The sequence below is a fragment of the Glycomyces sp. MUSA5-2 genome (assembly GCF_037034145.1).
GTDB lineage: Bacteria > Actinomycetota > Actinomycetes > Mycobacteriales > Micromonosporaceae > Glycomyces > Glycomyces artemisiae.
The window spans coordinates 161,681-179,938 of sequence record NZ_JBAGKG010000003.1 but is presented as its reverse complement, the minus strand read 5'-3'; the positions used below and the strand labels follow the sequence as shown (position 1 = coordinate 179,938).

The window sequence follows — 18,258 nt, the reverse complement described above, 5'->3', positions numbered from 1 at the left end:
CCTGCAAAATAATCGAAGGTACCTGTTGTTGTTTGCAGGTTCCTTCGCTTATGATCTACGAAGGAACCTTCGGAAATCCCGGAGGTCCGATCGAAAGGAATCCACTCATGTACGACGAACATGATCAGAGAGGCCCGGAGCGCGACGAGCGCACGGGCGATGACACCGCTTGGGACGACGAGGAGACCGGCCGCAACCTGGGCTGGCGCCTCTCGTACCTGTTCCTGCTGCTGCGGCGCGGCGACGCGCACCTGCGCCGCGGGGACCGCCCGCGGGCGGGCGCCTTCCAGGGCCAGGGGCGGGTGCTCCACCTGCTCTCGCTCCAGTCGCCGATCGCGCAGAAGGACCTCGCCTACCTGCTGGGCATCCGCTCGCAGTCGCTGGGCGAGCTGCTGGGCAAGCTCGAAGAGGCCGGCCTCGTGCGGCGCGAGCCGAGCCCGGAGGACCGCCGCACCAGCATGGTCGACCTGACCGACGCCGGGCGCAGCGCCGCCGAGCAGCGCGAGGAGACCCCCAGCGACGACCCGTTCAGCGTGCTCAGCGACGAGGAGCAGGACCAGCTGGCCGGGCTCCTCGACCGCGTCATCGAGGCGAAGGAGTCGCAGTTGACCGGGGCCGCCGACGCGCGCATGCGCAAGTTCAAGCAGATCGCGTTCGAATTCGAGAGCCGCGGCGGACCCGGGTTCGGGCGCGGGTTCGGGCCGGGCTTCGACGGCCCGGGGCACCGCGGCGGCCGCGGACGCGGGCGCGGCGGCGAGCGCGGACACGGACGCGAGGGCGGCCGGGGCCGCTCCCCGCGCGGTGAGCGATGGGACTGGTGACCGGACCCGGCGCGCGGGTCCTCCCCCGCCGCCGAATGGAGCATTGAGGGCTCCGCGGACCACCGCGGAGCCCTTTCGCGTTGCGGCGCTATGCGACCGAGACCGCGACCGGCTCGGGGGCCGGGACCGGGACGTTCGCGATGTCGCGGTAGACGCGCTCGTACTCGTCCAACGTGGCGTCGAGGTCGTGGGAGGCAATGAGGTCGAGGCTCGCCTTGCCCATGGCGGTGCGGACCGCCTCGTCGGCGAGGATCGCGCCGAGGCGCAGTGCCAGCTCGGCGGTGTCGCCGGGCGGGTAGAGCCAGCCGTTGCGCCCCGGGCGCACCAGGTGCGGGAGGGCCATCGCGTCGGCGGCGACGACCGGTTTGCCCGCGGCCATCGCCTCCATGGTCGCGATGCTCTGGAGCTCGGCCGTCCCCGGCATGCAGAACACGTGCGCGCGCTGATACGCCTGCACCACTTCGTCATCGGTGATGAAGCCGTGGAAGACGACCCGGTCGGCGATGCCGAGGTCGGCGGCCTGCCGCTCCAGGCGCGGGCGGGCGCTGCCGTCGCCGACGAGTTCGATCCGCACGTCGTCGGGGAGGGACGCGGCGGCCGTCAGCAGCTCGTCGACGTTCTTCTCCGCTTCCAGGCGGCCCGTGAACAGCACGGTCGGCGCGGCGGCGGGCCCGGTGGACCCGGCGTAGCGCCCGCGGTCGATGCCGCAGGAGATCGCGATGACGGGCCGGTCGAGTCCGTTGCGCTCCAGCAGCTCCGCCGCGCGCGGCGTCGGCGTGGTGCAGACCGTGGCCCGGTCGTAGACGCGGGCGAGGTCGCGCCAGGCGGCGGCCGCGATGAGGCGGTGCGTCCAGCGCGGCGCGGGCCCGAAGCCCATGAGGTTCTCGGGCATGAAGTGGTTGGTGGCGACCAGGGGCGTGCCCGCGGCCACCGCCGCCCGGACGGCGCTGCGGCCGATCAGGAAGTGCGCCTGGGTGTGGACGAGGTCGGGTTCGATCGCGGCGAGCAGAGCGGGCACGGCTTTCGCTGCGCGCCAAGGCGGGCAGAACCGGAACGTCGGGTGGAACGGGGTGCGGACCGAGGCGATCCGGTGGACCGTGACGCCGCCGACGGTCTCCGTGAAGGGCTCGTTCCTGGTCGAGGGGCAGATGACGTGGACGTCGTGGCCGCGCGAGGCGAGGCCGGTCGCGAGGCGGTGCGCGAAGTTGGCCGCGCCGTTGACGTCGGGCCAGTACGTGTCGGCGGTGATCGCGATGCGCAGCGGCCCTTCACGTCGCGGAGCCTGGGGCGCGGTGCGCGCGGGGAGGGCGCGGGCGAGGACCACGAGACCGGCGACGGCGAGGACGGCGGGCGCGGCCATCACGGCGAGCACGGCGCCGGAGGTCTCGGCGAACGCGAGGCCGCCGATGAGGACCGCGACGAGCGGGTCGACGATCGTGGTGGCGCCCACGGCGGTCGTCGCCGCGGGCCCGGCCGCATAGGCCTTGTGCAGCAGCCACGCCCCGGCCAGCGCGGCGACGGCCGCTTCGGCGAGGACCGCGGCGAGCAGTTCCGGGGCGATGGGCGCGACGGCGGCCGCGCGGACGAGCGCGGAGGTGAATCCGAAGAGGACGGCCGCGGCGACGGCGAGGAGCAGCGCGCGGCCCGTGCCGGTGGCGAAGCGGGCGGCGAGTGCGGCGGCGGCCGCGGCGAGCAGCGTCCACTGTGCTGCGACGATGTCGGGGGCGGGGACGGCCGCGCCGGTTCCCGTGGCGGACAAGGCGGTCATGCCGACGACGCCGACCACGCTCATCGCCAGCGCGGCGGCGACGGCGCGGGTGAGGGCGGTGCCGGAGAAGGCGACGGTGAGCACGAGGGCGAGCATGCCGATCGGCTGCACGACGGTGATCGGGGCGAGCGTCAGGGCGGTGATGTGGAGTCCGGCGCCGAGGACGACGAGGCCGTTCCCGGCGTACCACTCGGGGGTGCGCAGGATGGTGCGGAGCGCGGACAGGCGCAGGACCGGGCCGGCGGCGGACCGGTGGACGGCGCCGTGCTGGAGGTGGGCGGCGCCGGCCATGCAGGCGGCTCCGGCGGCGGCGAGAACGATGGCCAGGATCAGCATGGGGTCCTTTCGGATCACGGCGCTGGGCGGCGGGCGCGCGGGTCGGCGACCCGTGATCCGACTGTCGTGTCCGCGGATGAAAACTTCTTAAGAGGCGGTCGCCGGTTTCCCTAAGAACTGGCGCTGGCGCCCGCTGACCGGGAGGCTCACGCGCAGTTCCGCGCCGCCGGAAGGGGACGCGCCCGCTTCGGCGTCGCCGCCGTGGGTGGCGACGACCTGCGCGACGATTGCGAGCCCGAGGCCGGAGCCGGGCATGGACCGGGCCTCGGCGGCGCGGTAGAAGCGCTCGAAGACCTTGGGCCGGTCGGGTTCGCCGATGCCGGGGCCCTCGTCGGCGACGGTGAGCACGGCGCGGCCGCCGCTCGGCGAGATGCGGAGGCGCACTTCGACGACGCCGCCCTGGGGGCTCCATTTCGCGGCGTTGTCGAGGAGGTTGAGGACCATGCGGGCGAGGCCGCCGGGCTGGCCGTCCATGACCGCGTGCGCGATGGTGACGGCGAAGACGATGCCGGGCCAGCGGGCGCGGGCGCGGGTGACGGCGCCGTGGACGACGTCGGCGAGGTCGAGGGGCACGAGCGGTTCGGGGTCGGTGTTCTCCATGGCGAGTTCGACGAGTTCGGCGGTGAGCGCAGTGAGTTCTTCGGCCTGGGTGCCGAGGTCGCGCAGGAGGCGGGCGCGGTCCTCGGCGGCGAGGGTGCGGCCGGACTCGGCCTGCGTCTCGGCGTAGGTGAGGAGTTCGACGTTGTTGCGCAGGCTGGTGAGCGGGGTGCGCAGCTCGTGCCCGGCGTCCTGCACGAGCTGCTGCTGCGCGGCCTTCGCGGTGTTGAGCGCGGTCATCATGCGGTTGAAGGCCGTTGCGAGCCTTGCGATCTCGTCCTGGCCGTCGACGGTGATGACGGAGTGGAGGTCCTGGGTGCGGGCGACGTCCTCGACGGCGCCGGTGAGCCGGTGGAGGGGGCGCAGGCCGGTGCGGGCGACGCCCCAGCCGACGACGCCGGACAGGAGCGCGCCGAGGAAACCGACGTAGGCGACGAGGAACAGGAGGTCTTCGAGGACGCCTTCGATGCCGGTGACCAGGCGCGCGACCTGCACGGCGCCGTCGTCGGCAGCGACCGTGGCGACGCGGTAGAACCGCAGGTCCCCCGGCCCGGCGTCGGCGAGTTCCACGGTGACCACGTTGTCCGACAGGAGGATCGGGAGCGGGTGCGCGCTGCCGAGCCACTCGGCGCCCTCGGTGCTGGAGACGGGGACGCCGTCGGCGTCGAGGAAGCGGACGATTATCGGCGGCGGCGGGCCGTCGGCGTCGAGGAGTCGCTGGGCCTCGGCGGGCAGGTCGTCCATCTCGTCGCGCCAGTCGCTCGCGGGCAGGTCGGCGGCGTACATGTCGTGCAGGGCGTCGTCGGGGGTCTCGGCCTGCGCGGCGGTCTGGGCGTCGCTCTGGAGCTGCGCGTCGAGGTTCTCGTACATGCGCTTGCGCATCATGTACCAGCCCGAGAGGGACACGACGGCGACGGCGAACATGACGCCGATCGCGGTGAGCAGGGCGACCCGCGCGTGCATGCTGAGTCGGCCCGGGCGGCGCCGCGGCCGGAGCCTCATCGCGTCTTCCTCACAGTGCTTCTTCGCGCAGCACGTACCCGACGCCGCGCACGGTGTGCAGGAGGCGCCGTCCGCCTTCGGCCTCCAGCTTCTTGCGGAGGTAGCCCAGGTAGACGTCGAGGCTGTTGGAGCCGCCGCCGTGGTCGAAACCCCAGACCTGCTCGAACAGGACGGACCTGGTGAGCACCTGCCGCGGGTGGCGCATGAACAGTTCGAGGATCGCGAACTCGGTGCGGGTGAGCCGCACCTGGCGGCCCGCGCGGGCGACCTCGCGGGTGACGGGGTTGAGCGTGAGGTCGTCGAAGCGGTGCTCCGGGGGCTCCTCGGCGAGGGCCTCGTACCTGGTGCGGCGCACCAGGGCCCGCACGCGCGCGAGGAGCTCCTGCAGGGCGAACGGCTTGGCGAGGTAGTCGTCCGCACCGGAGTCGAGGCCCGCGACCCGGGCGTTGACGTCGTCGCGCGCGGTGAGCATGAGGACCGGCACGAGGTTCCCTTCGGCGCGGAGCATCCGGCACGCCTCCAGGCCGTCGAGGACGGGCATGGTCACGTCGAGGACGACGCCGTCGGGGCGGTGCTCGCGGATGGCGTCGAGCGCCGCGCGGCCGTCCTTCGCGGTGCGGACCGCGTAGCCCTCGAAGCGGAAGGTCCGCGACAGCGAGTCGCACACGGCGTCCTCGTCGTCGGCGATCACGAGCAGCATTCCCACCTCCGGCACCGATGCTCCCCCGCTCACCGAGCGCTGGCGTGAAGCGGCGGCCAACAGATTGCGAAGGATTCTATGGCGGGCGGGCCACCCGTCCGCGGGGCGGAACGAGGGCGGACCGCAGGCTGCGGCGGCCTATCATTGCCGCATGCCCGAAGCCCACGTCAATCTCCGGCCGCTGCGCCTGCGGGCGATGATGTCGCAGGAGGAGCTGGCGCTGAAGGCGGGCGTCGGCACGCGCACGGTCCGGGACATCGAGTCGGGGCGGGTGCGGCCGCAGCCGAAGACGCTGCGGCTCATCGCCGACGCGCTGGGCCTCGACGAGGCGGGCCTGGCCGAGCTGAACGGGGAGCCCGCGGCGGCCGCGGCCCCGGCGCCGGTGACCCTCCCGTCCGCGACGGCCGTGTTCACCGGCCGGACCGCGGCGCTCGCGGCCCTCGACGCGGCGCCGCCGCTCGTCGTCCTCACCGGGGTCGGCGGCGTCGGCAAGACCATGCTCGCGCTCCACTGGGGACACGGGGCCGCCGAACGGTTCCCAGGCGGGCGCCTCTACATCGACCTGCGCGGCTTCGGCCCCGACGGGACCGCGATGGCACCGGACGAGGCCGTCCGCCACCTGCTCGCCTCGCTGGGCGTGGAGCAGCGGCGGCTCCCGTCCGACCCGGAGGCGCAGATCGCGTTGTACCGCAGCGTCATGGGCGCCGGGCGGCGGCTCCTCATCCTCGACAACGCGCGGGACGCCGCCCAGGTGCGCCCGCTCCTGCCCGACCCCGCGCAGGTCCGCACGGTGGTCGTCAGCCGCCGCAGGCTCGTCGGGCTCGCCGCCTCGCACGGGGCCGCGGTCGTCGAGGTCGAGGCGTTCGACGCCGACGAGGCGGCCGAGCTGCTCGAACGGCAGCTCGGGGCCGCGAGGGTCGCCGCCGAACCCGAAGCGGCGCAGCGGATCGCGGACCTGTGCACCGGCCTGCCGCTGGCGCTCGCTATCACCGGCGCCAGGGCCGCGGCGGCGCCGGGCCTGACGCTGGGGGCCGTCGCGGACGAGCTGGAGCGCTCGCGCCTCGACGCGCTCGCGGTGGACGAGGACTCGGTGGACCTGCGCGCGGTGTTCTCCTGGTCGTACCGGGCGCTCGATCCCGAAGCGGCGCGGCTGTTCCGGCTGCTGAGCCTCATCCCCGGACCCGATTTCGGGCCCGATGCGGCCGCCGCGCTGCACGGCGGCCCCGCGGCGGCGAAGGCGTTCCGCTCGCTCGTCGAAGGCCACCTGGTCGAGCCCGACGGCCGCGGCCGCTTCCGCCTGCACGACCTCATCCGCCTCTACGCCGCCGAACTCCTCGACACCGAAGCGCCGCAACCGGAGCGCGACGCGGCCCTGGACCGCCTCCTCGACTGGTACCTCCAGAGCGCGGGCGCCTGCCGTGCGGCTCTCTACCCGGCCATGATCGGCCTGACACTGCCTCCGGCACTGCACGAGCGGCCCGCGCCCCGGGACCCGGCGCAGTGGCTCGCGGCGGAGCTGGAGAGCCTCTGCGCCGCCGCCGAATTCGCCGCAGTGCAAGGGCGGTCGCCGTTCGCGTGGCTCATGGCCGACGTGCTGCGCGGGTACACGTGGCTGAACATGCTCGGGGCCGACGGCATGCGTCTCGGCCGGGCCGCCGTGGACGCGGCCGCGGCGGCGGGCGACCCGCTCGGCGGGGCCGCCGCGGCGATGGCGCTGGGCTGCGGGCTCATGCGCTCGAACCGGCACGCCGAGGCCATCGGGCACCTGCGCGACGCCGCCGCTCTTGCGCGGCAGGCGGACTGGCCCGCGGGCGTGGCCGCGGCCGAGGGCAACCTGTCGGTGGCCTGCTACCGCCAGGGCCGTATGCGGGAAGGGCTGGAGCACGCCTACGCCGCACTGCACGCCTTCCGCGAGATCGGCGAGACCCGCGCCGAGTCCACCAACCTGAACATGCTGGGCCTGTTCCACTCCCTCCTGGGCGACCTCGCCACCGGCGTCGACTTCCTCGAACAGGCCCTGAAACTCACCACCGCAGCGGGGAACGACCCGATCAGCGTGATCCTGCTGGCCCACCTCGCCGAGGTCGAGGGCTTCCGCGGACGGCTCGACGTCGCGAACGCCCGCTTGGAGGAGGGGACCGCGATCCTCCACCGGGCCGCCACCATCGACCGGACCAGCGACCTGCCCGGCGTGCGCGCCAGGCTCCTCCTCGCCGCGGGGAGGATCGACGAGGCCCGGGAGCTGGCGGCGCACGTGGTCGCGGACCGGACCGACGAGGCCGACCACCGGGTCTGGGCCGCGGGGACGGTCACCCTTGCGGAGGCGTGCGACGCCGCGGGCGACTCAGCCGAAGCGGTCGAACTGTACGACCGCGTGCTCGCCATGACCGAGCACGACGCCACGGTGTTCCACCGCGTGGAGGCCATGGCGGGCAGGGCGTCCGCGATGCTCCGCAACGGCGACCCCGGTGCCGCGGAGGCCGCCGGGGAGGCGCTGCGGACCGCGCGGGACGCGGGCTACCGGTTCCTCGAAGGGCGCGCGCTCAACGTGCTCGCCGCGGTCGACCTGGAGGCGGGGCGGCCCGCCGCGGCCGCCGCGCGGGCCCGCGAGGCCCTGCTGATCCACCGCGAGACCGGGCACGGCCCCGGCGAGGCCGTCTCCCTCGGCATCCTCGCCGAATGCGACGCCTTGTAACGCGACTCAGGGCTCCCGGGACACGGCGGTCGCGTTGAAGCCCACTTCGAAGCGGCTCCACAGGAACCGCTGGACCAGGAGCGTGCCGATCCCGGCGACGACCAGCCCTGCGAGGTTGACGCCGAGCTGGACGAGGGACGCGCCCACCTCGTCCCAGTGCGCCAGCGCGACGGCCACGGCGATGTTCCCGGCCGCGGGCACGGTGGTGACGGAGATGAAGACGCCGACGAGGGCCTGGGACTTGCGGGCGGTCATCGAGAGGATGCCGGCGACGCCCGCGAGGACGGCGACGATGAAGGACCACCGGTCGGGGTGGATGATGAAGCTGGTCAGGGGCCGGTCGTCGAGCATGGTCGGCTCTATCCAGCCGACGAGGCGGCTGGCGGCCGCACACGCGAGGGTCACGGCGATGGCGACGGCGAAGCCGACCGCGAGGGTGCGGGCGGCCCGGCCGATGAGCGGCAGGTCGCGCTGCATGACGCCGAAGCAGAAGGCCGCGACGGGCCCGAAGTCGGGGCCGAGGACCATCGCGCCGACGATGAGGATCGGCTGGTCCAGGAGGGCGCCGATGGCCGCGATCTGCACGGCCAGCGCGAGGAACACGAGGTAGGACCAGGTCAGGCGGGTCTCGGCGGAGGTGCGGGCGGCGAGCTCCTCCCAGATGACGGCGTCTTCGGAGTGGCCGGGCGCGGCGGCCTCGGCCTCGTCGGCGCCGTCGGAGATCGACAGGTCGATCTCCTCGATGGTGATGGCCCCGGTCTCCTTGAGGCCCATGGCCCGCAGGTCGGCGAGGATCTCGTTGGCGCCTTCGCGGGCGACGTCGAACTCGATGCAGTCGCCGGCGGGGTCGACGGCGGCGCCGGGCAGGCGGACGACGTTCGCGACGGCGTGGCAGTCGACGGCGGTCTTGAGGACCTCTGGGGCCAGGGCGGCCGGGGTGATGACTCGTACGTGCAGCACGAGGGGATTCTCCCCCATCGCCGCCCCGGCCGCGGTCCGGCGGGGGTCAGTGCGCGGTCTTGCGCCTGCCGGAGGTGATGGCCTCGGCGACGCCGATGAGCAGGACCGACGCGATCACCGCGACGATGAAGCCCAGGATGTTCAACTCCCAGATGTCTCCCGTGCCGAGCAGGTTCGCGATGGTCCCGCCGATGACGGAGCCGACGAGGCCGAGCACGAGGGTGGCGAGGATGCCGAGCGACTGCTTGCCGGGCTTGATGAGGCGCGCGAGCGCGCCGATGACGAGTCCGGCGATGATGAATCCGATCATGGCGACCTCCTGTGGTCTCGGTGTCGGGCTGTCTGCTCTGTTCCCCGGCCGCGCGGGTTTCACACCGGCCCGGGGTCCACAAGTGCGTTATTCGCGGCGTTTCCGGTCGGGTACGGCGAGGCCGATGAGCCAGCTGGCGACGGCGACGATGAGCGCGCCCCAGAACGCGGGCCAGAAGCCGTCGACGGTGAACGGCAGGCCGAGCTGCGACGTGATCCAGGAGGTGAGCAGGAACAGGAGGGCGTTGACGACGAGGGCGGCGACGCCGAGGGTGACCCAGTAGATGCAGCCGCTCGCTTTGCGGATCAGGGGTTTGAGTGTGGCGTTGACGAGGCCGAAGACGAGGGCCACGCCGATGAGGGTGAGCGTGTTGCGCAGCGGGCCCGCGCCGCCGACGTCGATGCCGTCGACCACCGCCGCGGCGAGCGCGAGGGCCGCGGCGGTGACGAGCGTGCGGACGAGGAAGCGCATGGCACGGCCGGTTCAGGCCAGCAGTTTGGCTTTGGCCGCGGCGAACTCGGCGTCGCTGAGGGCGCCCGCGTCGTGGAGGTCGACGAGGCGGCCGATCTGGGCGATGACGTCGTCGCCGCCTGCGGCCGCGGGCGCGGGTGCGGGCGGAGCCTGGCGGTAGGCCTCGGCGTCGGCCCTGGTCTGCGCGCGGTTCTGGGAGGCGCGTTCCATGGAGCGGTTGACGGCTCCGGCGGTCCCGGCGATGACGGCGGTGCGGGCCATCGTGCCGAGCAGGCCGGGTCGTCCGACTCGTCGGATCATGGCGTGCCTCCTAGTGGTCGGCGAGTTCGGTGAGGGCGGCGGCGGGGACGCGCTCCCAGTCGAGGAGACGGCCGCCGACGCCGCGGACGGCCCCGGCGAGGGCCCCGGCCCACGTGTGCTCGAACAGGAGCATCCCGAGCGCGGTGTCGGGCTGGAGTTCGTCGGCGACGGCTTCGGCGTCCTCGGCGGCGAGGATGCCCGCGGGTTCGCCGACGAGCGCGGCCAGGCGGTCGTCGACGCCGGAGGCTTCGAGCCAGGCGACGGCGCCGTCGGCGCCGCGGCTGACGACGAGCGCGTCGAGGACGGTGATGGTGCCCTGCTCGCTGAGCCGTTCGAGCTCGGTGAGCACACTGCCCCCGAACCGGTTCCCCGAGAACTCGACGAGCACCAGGTCCACTGGAGCCTTCCCGTCCATGCCGCCCCCTTTTGACGTCGTCCTGCCGGGGACGCTACACGGCGGTGCCGCGGCGGGCGCGGCTTTCAGAAGAACGCTCAGAACGTCTTGGGGAGGGCGAGGATCACCACGGCCGCGCCGATGAACACGACGATCGCGGCGCCGGAGAGGAGCCATTGCGAGCGGGCGGTCTTCATGCGGGTGGCGACGCCCGCGAAGAACAGGGCGAGCGCGAGGATCACGGCCATGAACACGTAGTTGTCGGAGCGCTGGTTGTCCTCGTGGGCGTCGGCGGTGGCGGCCTCGGCCTGCGCGACGAGGTCGGCGGCGAGGGCGTCGGCTTCGAGCTCGTATTCGGGCATCTCGAACGGGGTGGCGGGCGCGTCGGGGTTGACGAGCGGCTGCGTGGCGATCCAGGCGTCGAACGCGGGCCGGAACTCGGGCCGGAACCGCTCGTAGAGGAACCCGGAGAGCTCGGCGTGGTTCGGCGTGTAGTCCCCGGCCGGGCGCGGGGAGGTGCCCGCGATGATCTCCTCCTGGAGGGCGCCGGTCCAGGAGGTGAAGGCCACGAGGTCCTTGAGCCGGTCCTGTCCGGCGTCGGTGGACGCCTTCGCGGACTCGGTGCGGGCGGCCCCGGCGTCGGCGAACGAGATCGCCTGGAGGCCGCTCCACTTCGCGCTCTGGAACCCCGCCCACGCGGTGCCGACGGCGGCGAGCGCCATCACCACGGTGAGGACGAGGTCGACCCAGGGCGGCAGGGCCGGTGCGCGGTCGTCCATGTGTGCTCCTTCGGGTCAGGCGCGTCGGCGGGCGACCAGGAGCAGTCCGGCTCCGGCGGTGAGGAACACGAGGGCCGCGGCGGCGGCGGAGCGCAGGTCGGCGCCGGTGACGGACAGGACCGCGCCGTCCCAGGCGTTGACGACTTCGGCGGCGTCGCAGGTCGCGGTGTCGCAGGCGGCGACGGTGAACGCGCCGCCCTCGGCGCCGTTGACGGCGAGCGCGGTCCGGTCGGCGCCGCCGTCGTCGGTCTCGGTGAGCGTGCACTCGGCCCCGGCCGGGAGGCCGGTGTACGCGGCCGTGCCCTCGCCGGTGATGGTGCGCTCCGGTCCGCCGGGGATGTCCACTGCGGACCCGTCGAGGGTGCAGGCGAGGCCGACGGTGAACACGTCGTCCTCGTGGCCGGGCGCGCCTTCGCCGTCGAGGCGCTTGGCGACGGCGAGGCCGCCGAGGTCGAAGCGGTTGACGATCGTGAGTTCGGCGGTGTCGCGGCGCGGGATCGCGACCGGGTGGTCGCCGGCGACGGTGACCTCGGTGGCGCCGCCGGTCTCCGTCTCCGTTGCGGTACAGACCGATCCGGTCGGCAGGCCCTCGTAGAGCGCAGGTTCGTCCACATCGAACTCGCGGGTCGGGCCGCCCGGGACGGTCACGTCGAGGACGCCTTCGCCGGTGTCGAAAGTGCAGGCGAGCGAGACGGTGAAGGGCCCGGCGCCGTAGGCGTCGGCGCCGTCTCCGGTGACCTCCTTGAGGATCCGGAGCGAACCGGAGGAGACCACGTTGATCGCGTACAGGGTCGAGGTCGTCCCGGCGCCGATCGTGACGGACTCGGGGCGGATCGCCGTGAACGTGGCGCCGCCCGTGCCGGTCTCGACGGCGCTGCACACCGCGCCCGCGGGCAGGTTCGGGACGGTCGCCTGGAGCGGCCGGGCGCCGCCGAGCAGGAGCGTGTCCTCGTAGACGGTGCGGCTGCCGGTGGCGTCGTCGAGCGTGCAGGTGACCTCGATCGTGAAGGGGCCGGGCGTGACCGGGCCGGCGCCGGAGCCGAAGACCTTCTTCAGGAGCCGGAGCGAGCCGGTGCCGAACGTGTTCGACATGGTCGCGATGTTGACGGTGCCGTCCGCGTCCGGGGACAGCGTGATGTCGGCGCTGGGGCCTTGCGTGGTGGTCGAGTTGCCGCCGTCGTCCACGGTGATCGAGACGTCGGCGCCCTTGCCGTCGGTCTCGGCCACAGTGCACTCCGCGCCAGCGGGCAGGCCCGTGAACTCGGCGCTGCCGCCGTCGGACAGCACCGCGGTCATCGGGTCGTCGGCGCTGTGCCCGGTCGCGTAGACGGGCTCGCCGAGGAACGTGCAGTCGACGCGAACCCCGAAGGGCCCGTAGGTGATCGGATCGCCGTTCTGGTCGACGGCGGTCGAGTCGACCTGTTTGCGGACGACGATCCCGGCGAGATCGTACGTGTTGACCGCGGTGATCGTCTGCGGGTCCTCCGACTCACGGGTCACCGTGACGGTGGTGGCGTCGAAGGAGGTCGCGCCGTTCGCGTCGTCCTCGGTGACGGTGCACTCCGCGCCGTACGGCAGGTCGGTGACGGTGACGGTCTCGCCGGGTCTGACGGTCTGGACGGCGTCGTCGCCGAGGGGCACCTCCCCTTCGACCCAGGTGCCGACCGCCGAGCGGCACGCGAGGTTCAGGACGAACTCCTCGGGCGCGTAGGCGGCGCCGTCCCCGGCGACCTCCTTGGTGATCGACAGGTGTCCGGTGGCGAGGGCGACGCCGACGCGCTCGCCCTCGGTGAGCGGCAGCTCCGTGCTCAGCTCGGTCACGCCGCCGACGGACGCGGAGTTCCAGGCGATCGTGTCGGGCCCGGCCGTGGCCGAGAACGGCGGCGCGGTCATGCGGAACTCGAACCCGATCTTGTCGAGCGGTTCGAACCGGCGGCCTTCGGGGAAGACCGCCTCGTAGCGGAGCGCGGTGATGCGCGTGAGGATCTCCTCGGTGAACGCGGGGCCGCCGAACTGCGGGAACAGCGTCCAGTTCCCTTCGGGGCAGGCGACCACGCGGGTGTAGGTGCACGGGTCGGAGCTGTCGGCCCAGTACAGGCGCAGCACGGTGCCCGGCGGGACGGGCGTGGTCAGGCGCGCGGTGCCCTCGAACAGCGGGCGCCACTGGGAGCCGCGCTGGTTGGGGTTGATCGCGCCGGTGTCGCCGGGCGCGGGCAGCTGGTCGAAGCCGGTCACCTCGCGCAGGGGGAGGTTGCCGGTGTTGGTGGCCTCGAAGCGCCACCAGTGGTCGCCGCCGGGCTTGAGGACCGGGACGCACGGCGACTTGTAGAACCCGGCCGCGTCGGGCGCGCAGTCGGCAGGGTCGGTGCCCGCGTCGGTGGAGAGGTTCCCGAGCTCGTCGTCCTCGGCCATGACGGTCTTGACCGAGCGCATGGACGCGGCCGAGGTCACGGTGATCGAGGCGCTCGCGCGGCACTCGCCGGTGTCCGGGTCGAGGGTGCCGTCGCAGGCGTCCCAGGGCCGGTCGCCGGTGACGCCCGCGGTGTTGGCGACGACCGTGCCCGCGGCGACGCCGGGCCGCACGGTGAGCTGGATCGTGATCGTGTAGGTCTGGCCCGCTTCGAGAACGGAGCCCGCCGGGAACGTGAAGCGGATCTGCTCGACGTTCCCGGTGACGTCGGCCGTGACCTCGTCGGGGTCGGTCGGCAGGGCCGTGCCGCTCGGCGGTTGCGGCGCGGCGCCGGCGAGCGTGTACGCGAAGGCGTTCTCGCCGTCCGGGTACTGGTCGGCGTCCCAGATGAGCTGCGCGCCGGTGGCGTCGGTGGGGAGCACGTCGGTGACGACGGGGTCGACGATGGCCCGGTTCCCGGTGTTGGTGATCTGGATCGTGTACGGGACGGCCGCGGAGGGGGCCTTGACGCCGCCGTCGACGGCGCCTGCGGCGAGCTTGACGACCTTGACCGCGTTCGTCGCGTGCTTGTACAGGACCGTGGCGGTCGCGGTGTCCTCGGCGCTCACCGGTTCACCGCCGACGAGGACCGCGCCCTTGGCGACGACGTCGAGGGTGTTGGTGGCGATGCCCGCGGCGGTCTCGCCGGGCGCCGGGTCGTTGCCCGTCAGGTCGGACTGGACCTCGCCGCCGGAGCGCAGCTCGTCGCGGCGGACGAGGGCGACGTTGACGGCCTGGAGCGGGTTCGCCGGGTTCTCCCAGATCTTCCCGTCGGCGCGGGTGAAGGTGAACCGCAGGCCCTGCACGTCGGCGGCGGCGACCCCGGCGGGCAGCGCGAGCGCGGTGGCGGGCGTGCCGTTCGTCCAGGAGCCGCCGGTGACGGTGACGCCGGAGCCGGTGTCGGTGAACGTCCCGCCGGTGAAGGCGTCGACCTGGACGCGGTCGATCGGGGAGGTGAAGCCGAACGAGCCGAAGCCGTTGAAGTCGTACTGGTTCCACAGGCGCGGTTCGTCGTCGGTGAGCGTCATGAGGTTCGCGCGGGTGGTGCCGCCGGGTTTGCCGGTGATCGTCATGGTGACGGGCCCGTGGGAGGGCTCGACGACCTGCGGCGGGCTGAAGGACTTCCCGGCGGTGACGGTGAGGTCGGTGCCGGTGAGGACGATCGCGGCGTCGTCGGTCGCGGTCGGCTTGTCCTCGTCGGTGCCGCCGAGGTCGGCGACCTTCGCCTGGACGTCGTTCTCGACGGGCGAGTCGGCCGTGGTGACCGCGTCGCCGGTGGAGCGGTGCGCGGCGCGCAGGCGCAGGTCGAGCACGAGGTCCGCTTCGGCGCCCGCGTCGATGCGGCCGTCGTGGGAGACGGTGACGCCGACGGCGTCGGCGAGGTCGCCTTCGCTGAGCGCCAGGGCTTCGTCGACGGTGTAGGCGCCGGTCGTCCCGTCGGCGAAGGCGAGCGTCACGGTGGTGGAGGTCGCGCCGTCGGGGACGGTGATCGACACGATCTGCTTGAGGTCGAAGACGTCGAACGGGTCGTCGGCCTGCGGTTCGGCGATGGTCAGGTTGTCGACCTTCGCGGCGGTGCGGTTGGTGGCGGTGACGGTGACGCGCCCGGACGGGTAGGCGGTGGCGTCGGTGCCGGCCGGCGGGACGCCGAGGGGCCCGCCGGTCCAGGTCTTCACCACGTCGACGTTCAGGGGCACGTCGATGATGAGGACCTCGTCGGCGCCGGTGTCGGTGACGACTTCGGCGCCGCCGCTGCTGCCGGTGGCGCGGGCGGTGTCGAGGACCTCGCCGGGCGATCCGGCCACGTTGTACTCGCGGGAGCCGAGAACCGGGTCGGGGTCGGCCTGCGGGTCGCGCACGAGGTCGCGGATCTGGAAGGTGAGGCGCAGGGTGCGGTCGTTGCCGCTGGAGCGGGCGACGCCGTCGCCGACCTGCGGGAGCGTCGGGTCGGTGCCGATGCGGTCGGCGCGGGTGGGGCTCTCGGTGAAGACGAGGCGGGCGCTCAGGGTCGAGGCCCGCTCGTCGGCGGTGAGCGTGTAGCCGGGGAAGGTCCCGTCGCACGCGTCGGGGCAGGGGTCGCCCGCGGCGCGGACCCATTCGGTGCCGTTCCACAGTTCGACGCGGTCGACGGCGTCGTAGGTGAGCCACGGGTCGTCGGCGGCGCTGACGGCGTCGATGGCGACGAGGTCGAAGGCGTTGAAGAACGAGTCGCCGACGGCGGTGGTCTCGGGGTCGGCGACGTCGGAGATCACGACGTCGTCGAGGCCGGAGTAGCCGCCGGTGGACCAGTGGAGTTCGGCGTCGATCTGCTCGCCGGAGCGGGCGGTGACCGTCTTGCCCGCGCCCGGTTGCGGTTCGAGGAAGGTCTTGTCGATGAGCGAGCCCGTGCCGGGGACGACCGGGACGAGGTCGACGGTGGCGCACGCGTCGTCGGGGCGGGGCGCGGCGAGGTCGTCGGTGGAGGCGGCGGCGCTGGCGCAGTCGGTGACGGTCTCGTCGGACCCGGCCGCGTCGCCGGAGCCGTCGCGCTTGTCGTCGCGCAGGGCCGCTTGGAAGTTCGGGGACACGGCGGTGCCGGGCTCGAAGCCGTCGGGGTCGGTGTAGTCGAACTTGAGGCCCTGGATGTCGTCTCGCAGGTCGGCGGGGATCGGGATATTGACGACGGCCGCGCCCTGGAGGTTCTCGGCGCCGGGCAGGACGATCCATTGCGTGCCGTCCCAGTACGAGATCGTCAGCGTGGCGCCCGCGGGGATCGCGGTCTGGGTGATCGCGGTGGCGTCGAAGCTGTTCCAGAACGGGTCCGGGTCGGGGTTCGGCGGCACGGTCGCCGGGTCCTGGACGGTCATGGTGGTGGCGTCGGCGGTGGAGGCCGGGAACGGCGAGATCCGCGACGGGAGCTGGACCACGACCGTCTCGCCCGCGACGGAGTTGATCGAGGTGGGGGTGATGCGCTTGCCGACCTCGACGGCGAGGCGGGCGGCGAGAGTGGTGAGCGTGTCGGAGGCGGTCGCGGTGCCGGTGTCGTCGCCTTCGGCGACTTCGACGAGGACCTGGTTGGCGTGGACGAGTTCGTCCTCGGTCTGGTCGGGGTCGGTGTCCACGGTGAACGGGATCGTGGCCTGGGCCCCGGCGATGATGTCGCCGGTGAAGACCACGGTGAAGCCGGTGACGGTGCCGTTCGGGGCGGGGAGCGTGTCGGGGTCGGCGGCGTCGAGGGTCTCGGTGGTGCCGTCGTCGTAGGTGTACGTGACGGTGGCGGCGGTGGCGCCGCTGGGCCAGGCGATCTCGTCGGTGAACCCGGTGAACGTGAGGCCGTTGGTGAACGGGTTCTCGGTGGCCGGGTCGGGTTCGGTGATGGTCATGGTGTCGACGGCGGTCCCGGCGTTGGTGCCGGTGAGCGTGACGGTGGACGGGTCCCCGGCGGCGACGGGGTCGGGGTCGAAGGACTTCGAGGCGGCGGCGGTGATGTCGAGCGGCACGATCGTGTAGTCGGCCGCGGCGTCGCCGGTGGCGGTCTGGCCTTCGGCGGCGGTCTCGGCGGTGACGGTGTTGTTCACCGCGGTCTGGGTGTCGATGCCGGTCACGTTGTCGCGCTGGACGAGGTCGAGTTCGGCGCTCGCGCTGCCGCCCGCGGGGATCGGGTCGCCGTCGGCATTCGTGAAGGTGAGGCGCACGCCGCGCACGTCGGCGGCGTCCACGCCGTCGGGCAGGACGGCGGCGGGGCCTGGGGTGCCGGCGACCCAGGCGCCGTCGACCCAGACCTCGACGAGGACCTGGTCGGCGCCGTCGGGGAACGTGACGTCGCCGAAGCCGGTGAACGCCAGGTGGTCGAAGGGGTTCGGGGTCGCGGCGGGGTCGGCCGGGTCGGTGATGCGCAGGGAGTCGATGTCGCCGTTGGAGCGGTCGGTGGCGCCGACAGTGAGGGTGGTGGCGGTGCCGGGCCGGGCGACGCCCTGGTCGGGGTCGAAGGACTTGGTCGCGTCGACGGCGAGTTCGAGCGGCACGGAGGGCGTGACGACGGCGCTGTCGCTCTTGCTGGCGGCGTTCGAGGCGGCGACCGCGGCGTTGTTGGTGACGGGGACGCCGTCGGCCGAGTGCGGCAGGTCGGGGTCGACGCGGACCTGGATCTGCACGGTCGCGGTGGCGCCGGGCGCGAGGCCCGTGGTGCCGTCGCCGAAGGTCTGGTCGAACACGACGGTGACGGTCTGGCCGTCGACGGTGGAGGTCCCGGAGGCGCCGGTGACCTGGGGCGTGCCCTGGACGAGGAACTCGTCGGGGATGACGTCGGTGAGGGTGGCGTCGGCGCAGCTCGGCGTGAAGGAGGTGCAGCCGATGACCACGGTGTACGTGAACGTCTCTCCGGGCTGGACGGTCTCCGCGGAGGCGGTCTTGGTGATCGTCAGCGTCGCGTCCTGCTGCTGCGCCGTGGCGGCCGTGGCCGGGACCAGCAGCGTGACCAGGCCCGTCGACAGTGCGAGGACGGCCGCCGCCGCCTTCCGTCCGAACGAGCGCATGGACACCTCCGCAATCGACGACCTGTCGCCGCGCCGGAGGCACGACCCACGGGACGGTATCACTCACAGTGACGATTTGCGGCCATAAAGTACGGCCCGTCCCCTGTTCCGCGACAAGCCGCCCCGACGGGCACCCCTGTAGTTGACGTGTCATTGATCTGG

12 protein-coding genes are annotated in these 18,258 nt (G+C 73.4%); 2 read left to right on the top strand and 10 right to left on the bottom strand.

Going from position 1 to position 18,258, the window contains the following annotated elements:
• The first annotated feature begins 107 nt into the window (after nt 1-107).
• On the top strand, nt 108-821 hold the full coding sequence (locus WA640_RS11050) for a MarR family winged helix-turn-helix transcriptional regulator (protein WP_335987699.1): 714 nt from the start codon (nt 108-110) through the stop codon (nt 819-821).
• 88 nt (nt 822-909) lie between these two features.
• Here WA640_RS11050 and WA640_RS11045 read toward each other — a convergent pair whose 3' ends face one another.
• The 3 genes from WA640_RS11045 to WA640_RS11035 all read right to left on the bottom strand — a co-directional run bounded on the left by WA640_RS11045 (nt 910) and on the right by WA640_RS11035 (nt 5,224).
• On the bottom strand, nt 910-2,925 hold the full coding sequence (locus WA640_RS11045) for a glycosyltransferase (protein ID WP_335987698.1): 2,016 nt from the start codon (nt 2,923-2,925) through the stop codon (nt 910-912).
• Between the two features lie 87 nt (nt 2,926-3,012).
• Nucleotides 3,013-4,524, bottom strand: a complete 1,512-nt coding sequence (locus tag WA640_RS11040) for a sensor histidine kinase (RefSeq protein ID WP_335987697.1) — start codon at nt 4,522-4,524, stop codon at nt 3,013-3,015.
• A gap of 10 nt (nt 4,525-4,534) precedes the next feature.
• Nucleotides 4,535-5,224 carry a response regulator transcription factor gene (locus WA640_RS11035; RefSeq protein ID WP_442904745.1) on the bottom strand — a complete coding sequence of 230 codons (690 nt, stop codon included), beginning with the start codon at nt 5,222-5,224 and terminating at the stop codon, nt 4,535-4,537.
• A gap of 151 nt (nt 5,225-5,375) precedes the next feature.
• Here WA640_RS11035 and WA640_RS11030 point away from each other — a divergent pair, with 151 nt between their 5' ends.
• Nucleotides 5,376-7,919, top strand: coding sequence for a helix-turn-helix domain-containing protein (locus tag WA640_RS11030; RefSeq protein ID WP_335987695.1), 2,544 nt, complete (start codon nt 5,376-5,378; stop codon nt 7,917-7,919).
• Between the two features lie 6 nt (nt 7,920-7,925).
• Here the strand turns inward: WA640_RS11030 and WA640_RS11025 are convergent, their stop codons facing one another.
• From WA640_RS11025 to WA640_RS10995, 7 genes are all read right to left on the bottom strand, one after another.
• Nucleotides 7,926-8,879, bottom strand: a complete 954-nt coding sequence (locus tag WA640_RS11025) for a DUF389 domain-containing protein (RefSeq protein ID WP_335987694.1) — start codon at nt 8,877-8,879, stop codon at nt 7,926-7,928.
• A gap of 46 nt (nt 8,880-8,925) precedes the next feature.
• On the bottom strand, nt 8,926-9,189 hold the full coding sequence (locus tag WA640_RS11020; protein WP_335987693.1) for a GlsB/YeaQ/YmgE family stress response membrane protein: 264 nt from the start codon (nt 9,187-9,189) through the stop codon (nt 8,926-8,928).
• Between the two features lie 87 nt (nt 9,190-9,276).
• The gene (locus WA640_RS11015; protein WP_335987692.1) at nt 9,277-9,660 is read right to left on the bottom strand and encodes a phage holin family protein; all 384 of its coding nucleotides are present in this window, start codon (nt 9,658-9,660) and stop codon (nt 9,277-9,279) included.
• A gap of 12 nt (nt 9,661-9,672) precedes the next feature.
• Nucleotides 9,673-9,960, bottom strand: a complete 288-nt coding sequence (locus WA640_RS11010) for an SHOCT domain-containing protein (RefSeq protein ID WP_335987691.1) — start codon at nt 9,958-9,960, stop codon at nt 9,673-9,675.
• Between the two features lie 10 nt (nt 9,961-9,970).
• Complete coding sequence (locus WA640_RS11005) at nt 9,971-10,375, bottom strand: DUF6325 family protein (protein ID WP_335987690.1); 405 nt, start codon at nt 10,373-10,375, stop codon at nt 9,971-9,973.
• A gap of 77 nt (nt 10,376-10,452) precedes the next feature.
• Complete coding sequence (locus WA640_RS11000) at nt 10,453-11,133, bottom strand: hypothetical protein (protein WP_335987689.1); 681 nt, start codon at nt 11,131-11,133, stop codon at nt 10,453-10,455.
• 15 nt (nt 11,134-11,148) lie between these two features.
• Nucleotides 11,149-18,096, bottom strand: a complete 6,948-nt coding sequence (locus tag WA640_RS10995; protein ID WP_335987688.1) for a DUF5979 domain-containing protein — start codon at nt 18,094-18,096, stop codon at nt 11,149-11,151.
• Between the last annotated feature and the right edge of the window lie 162 nt (nt 18,097-18,258).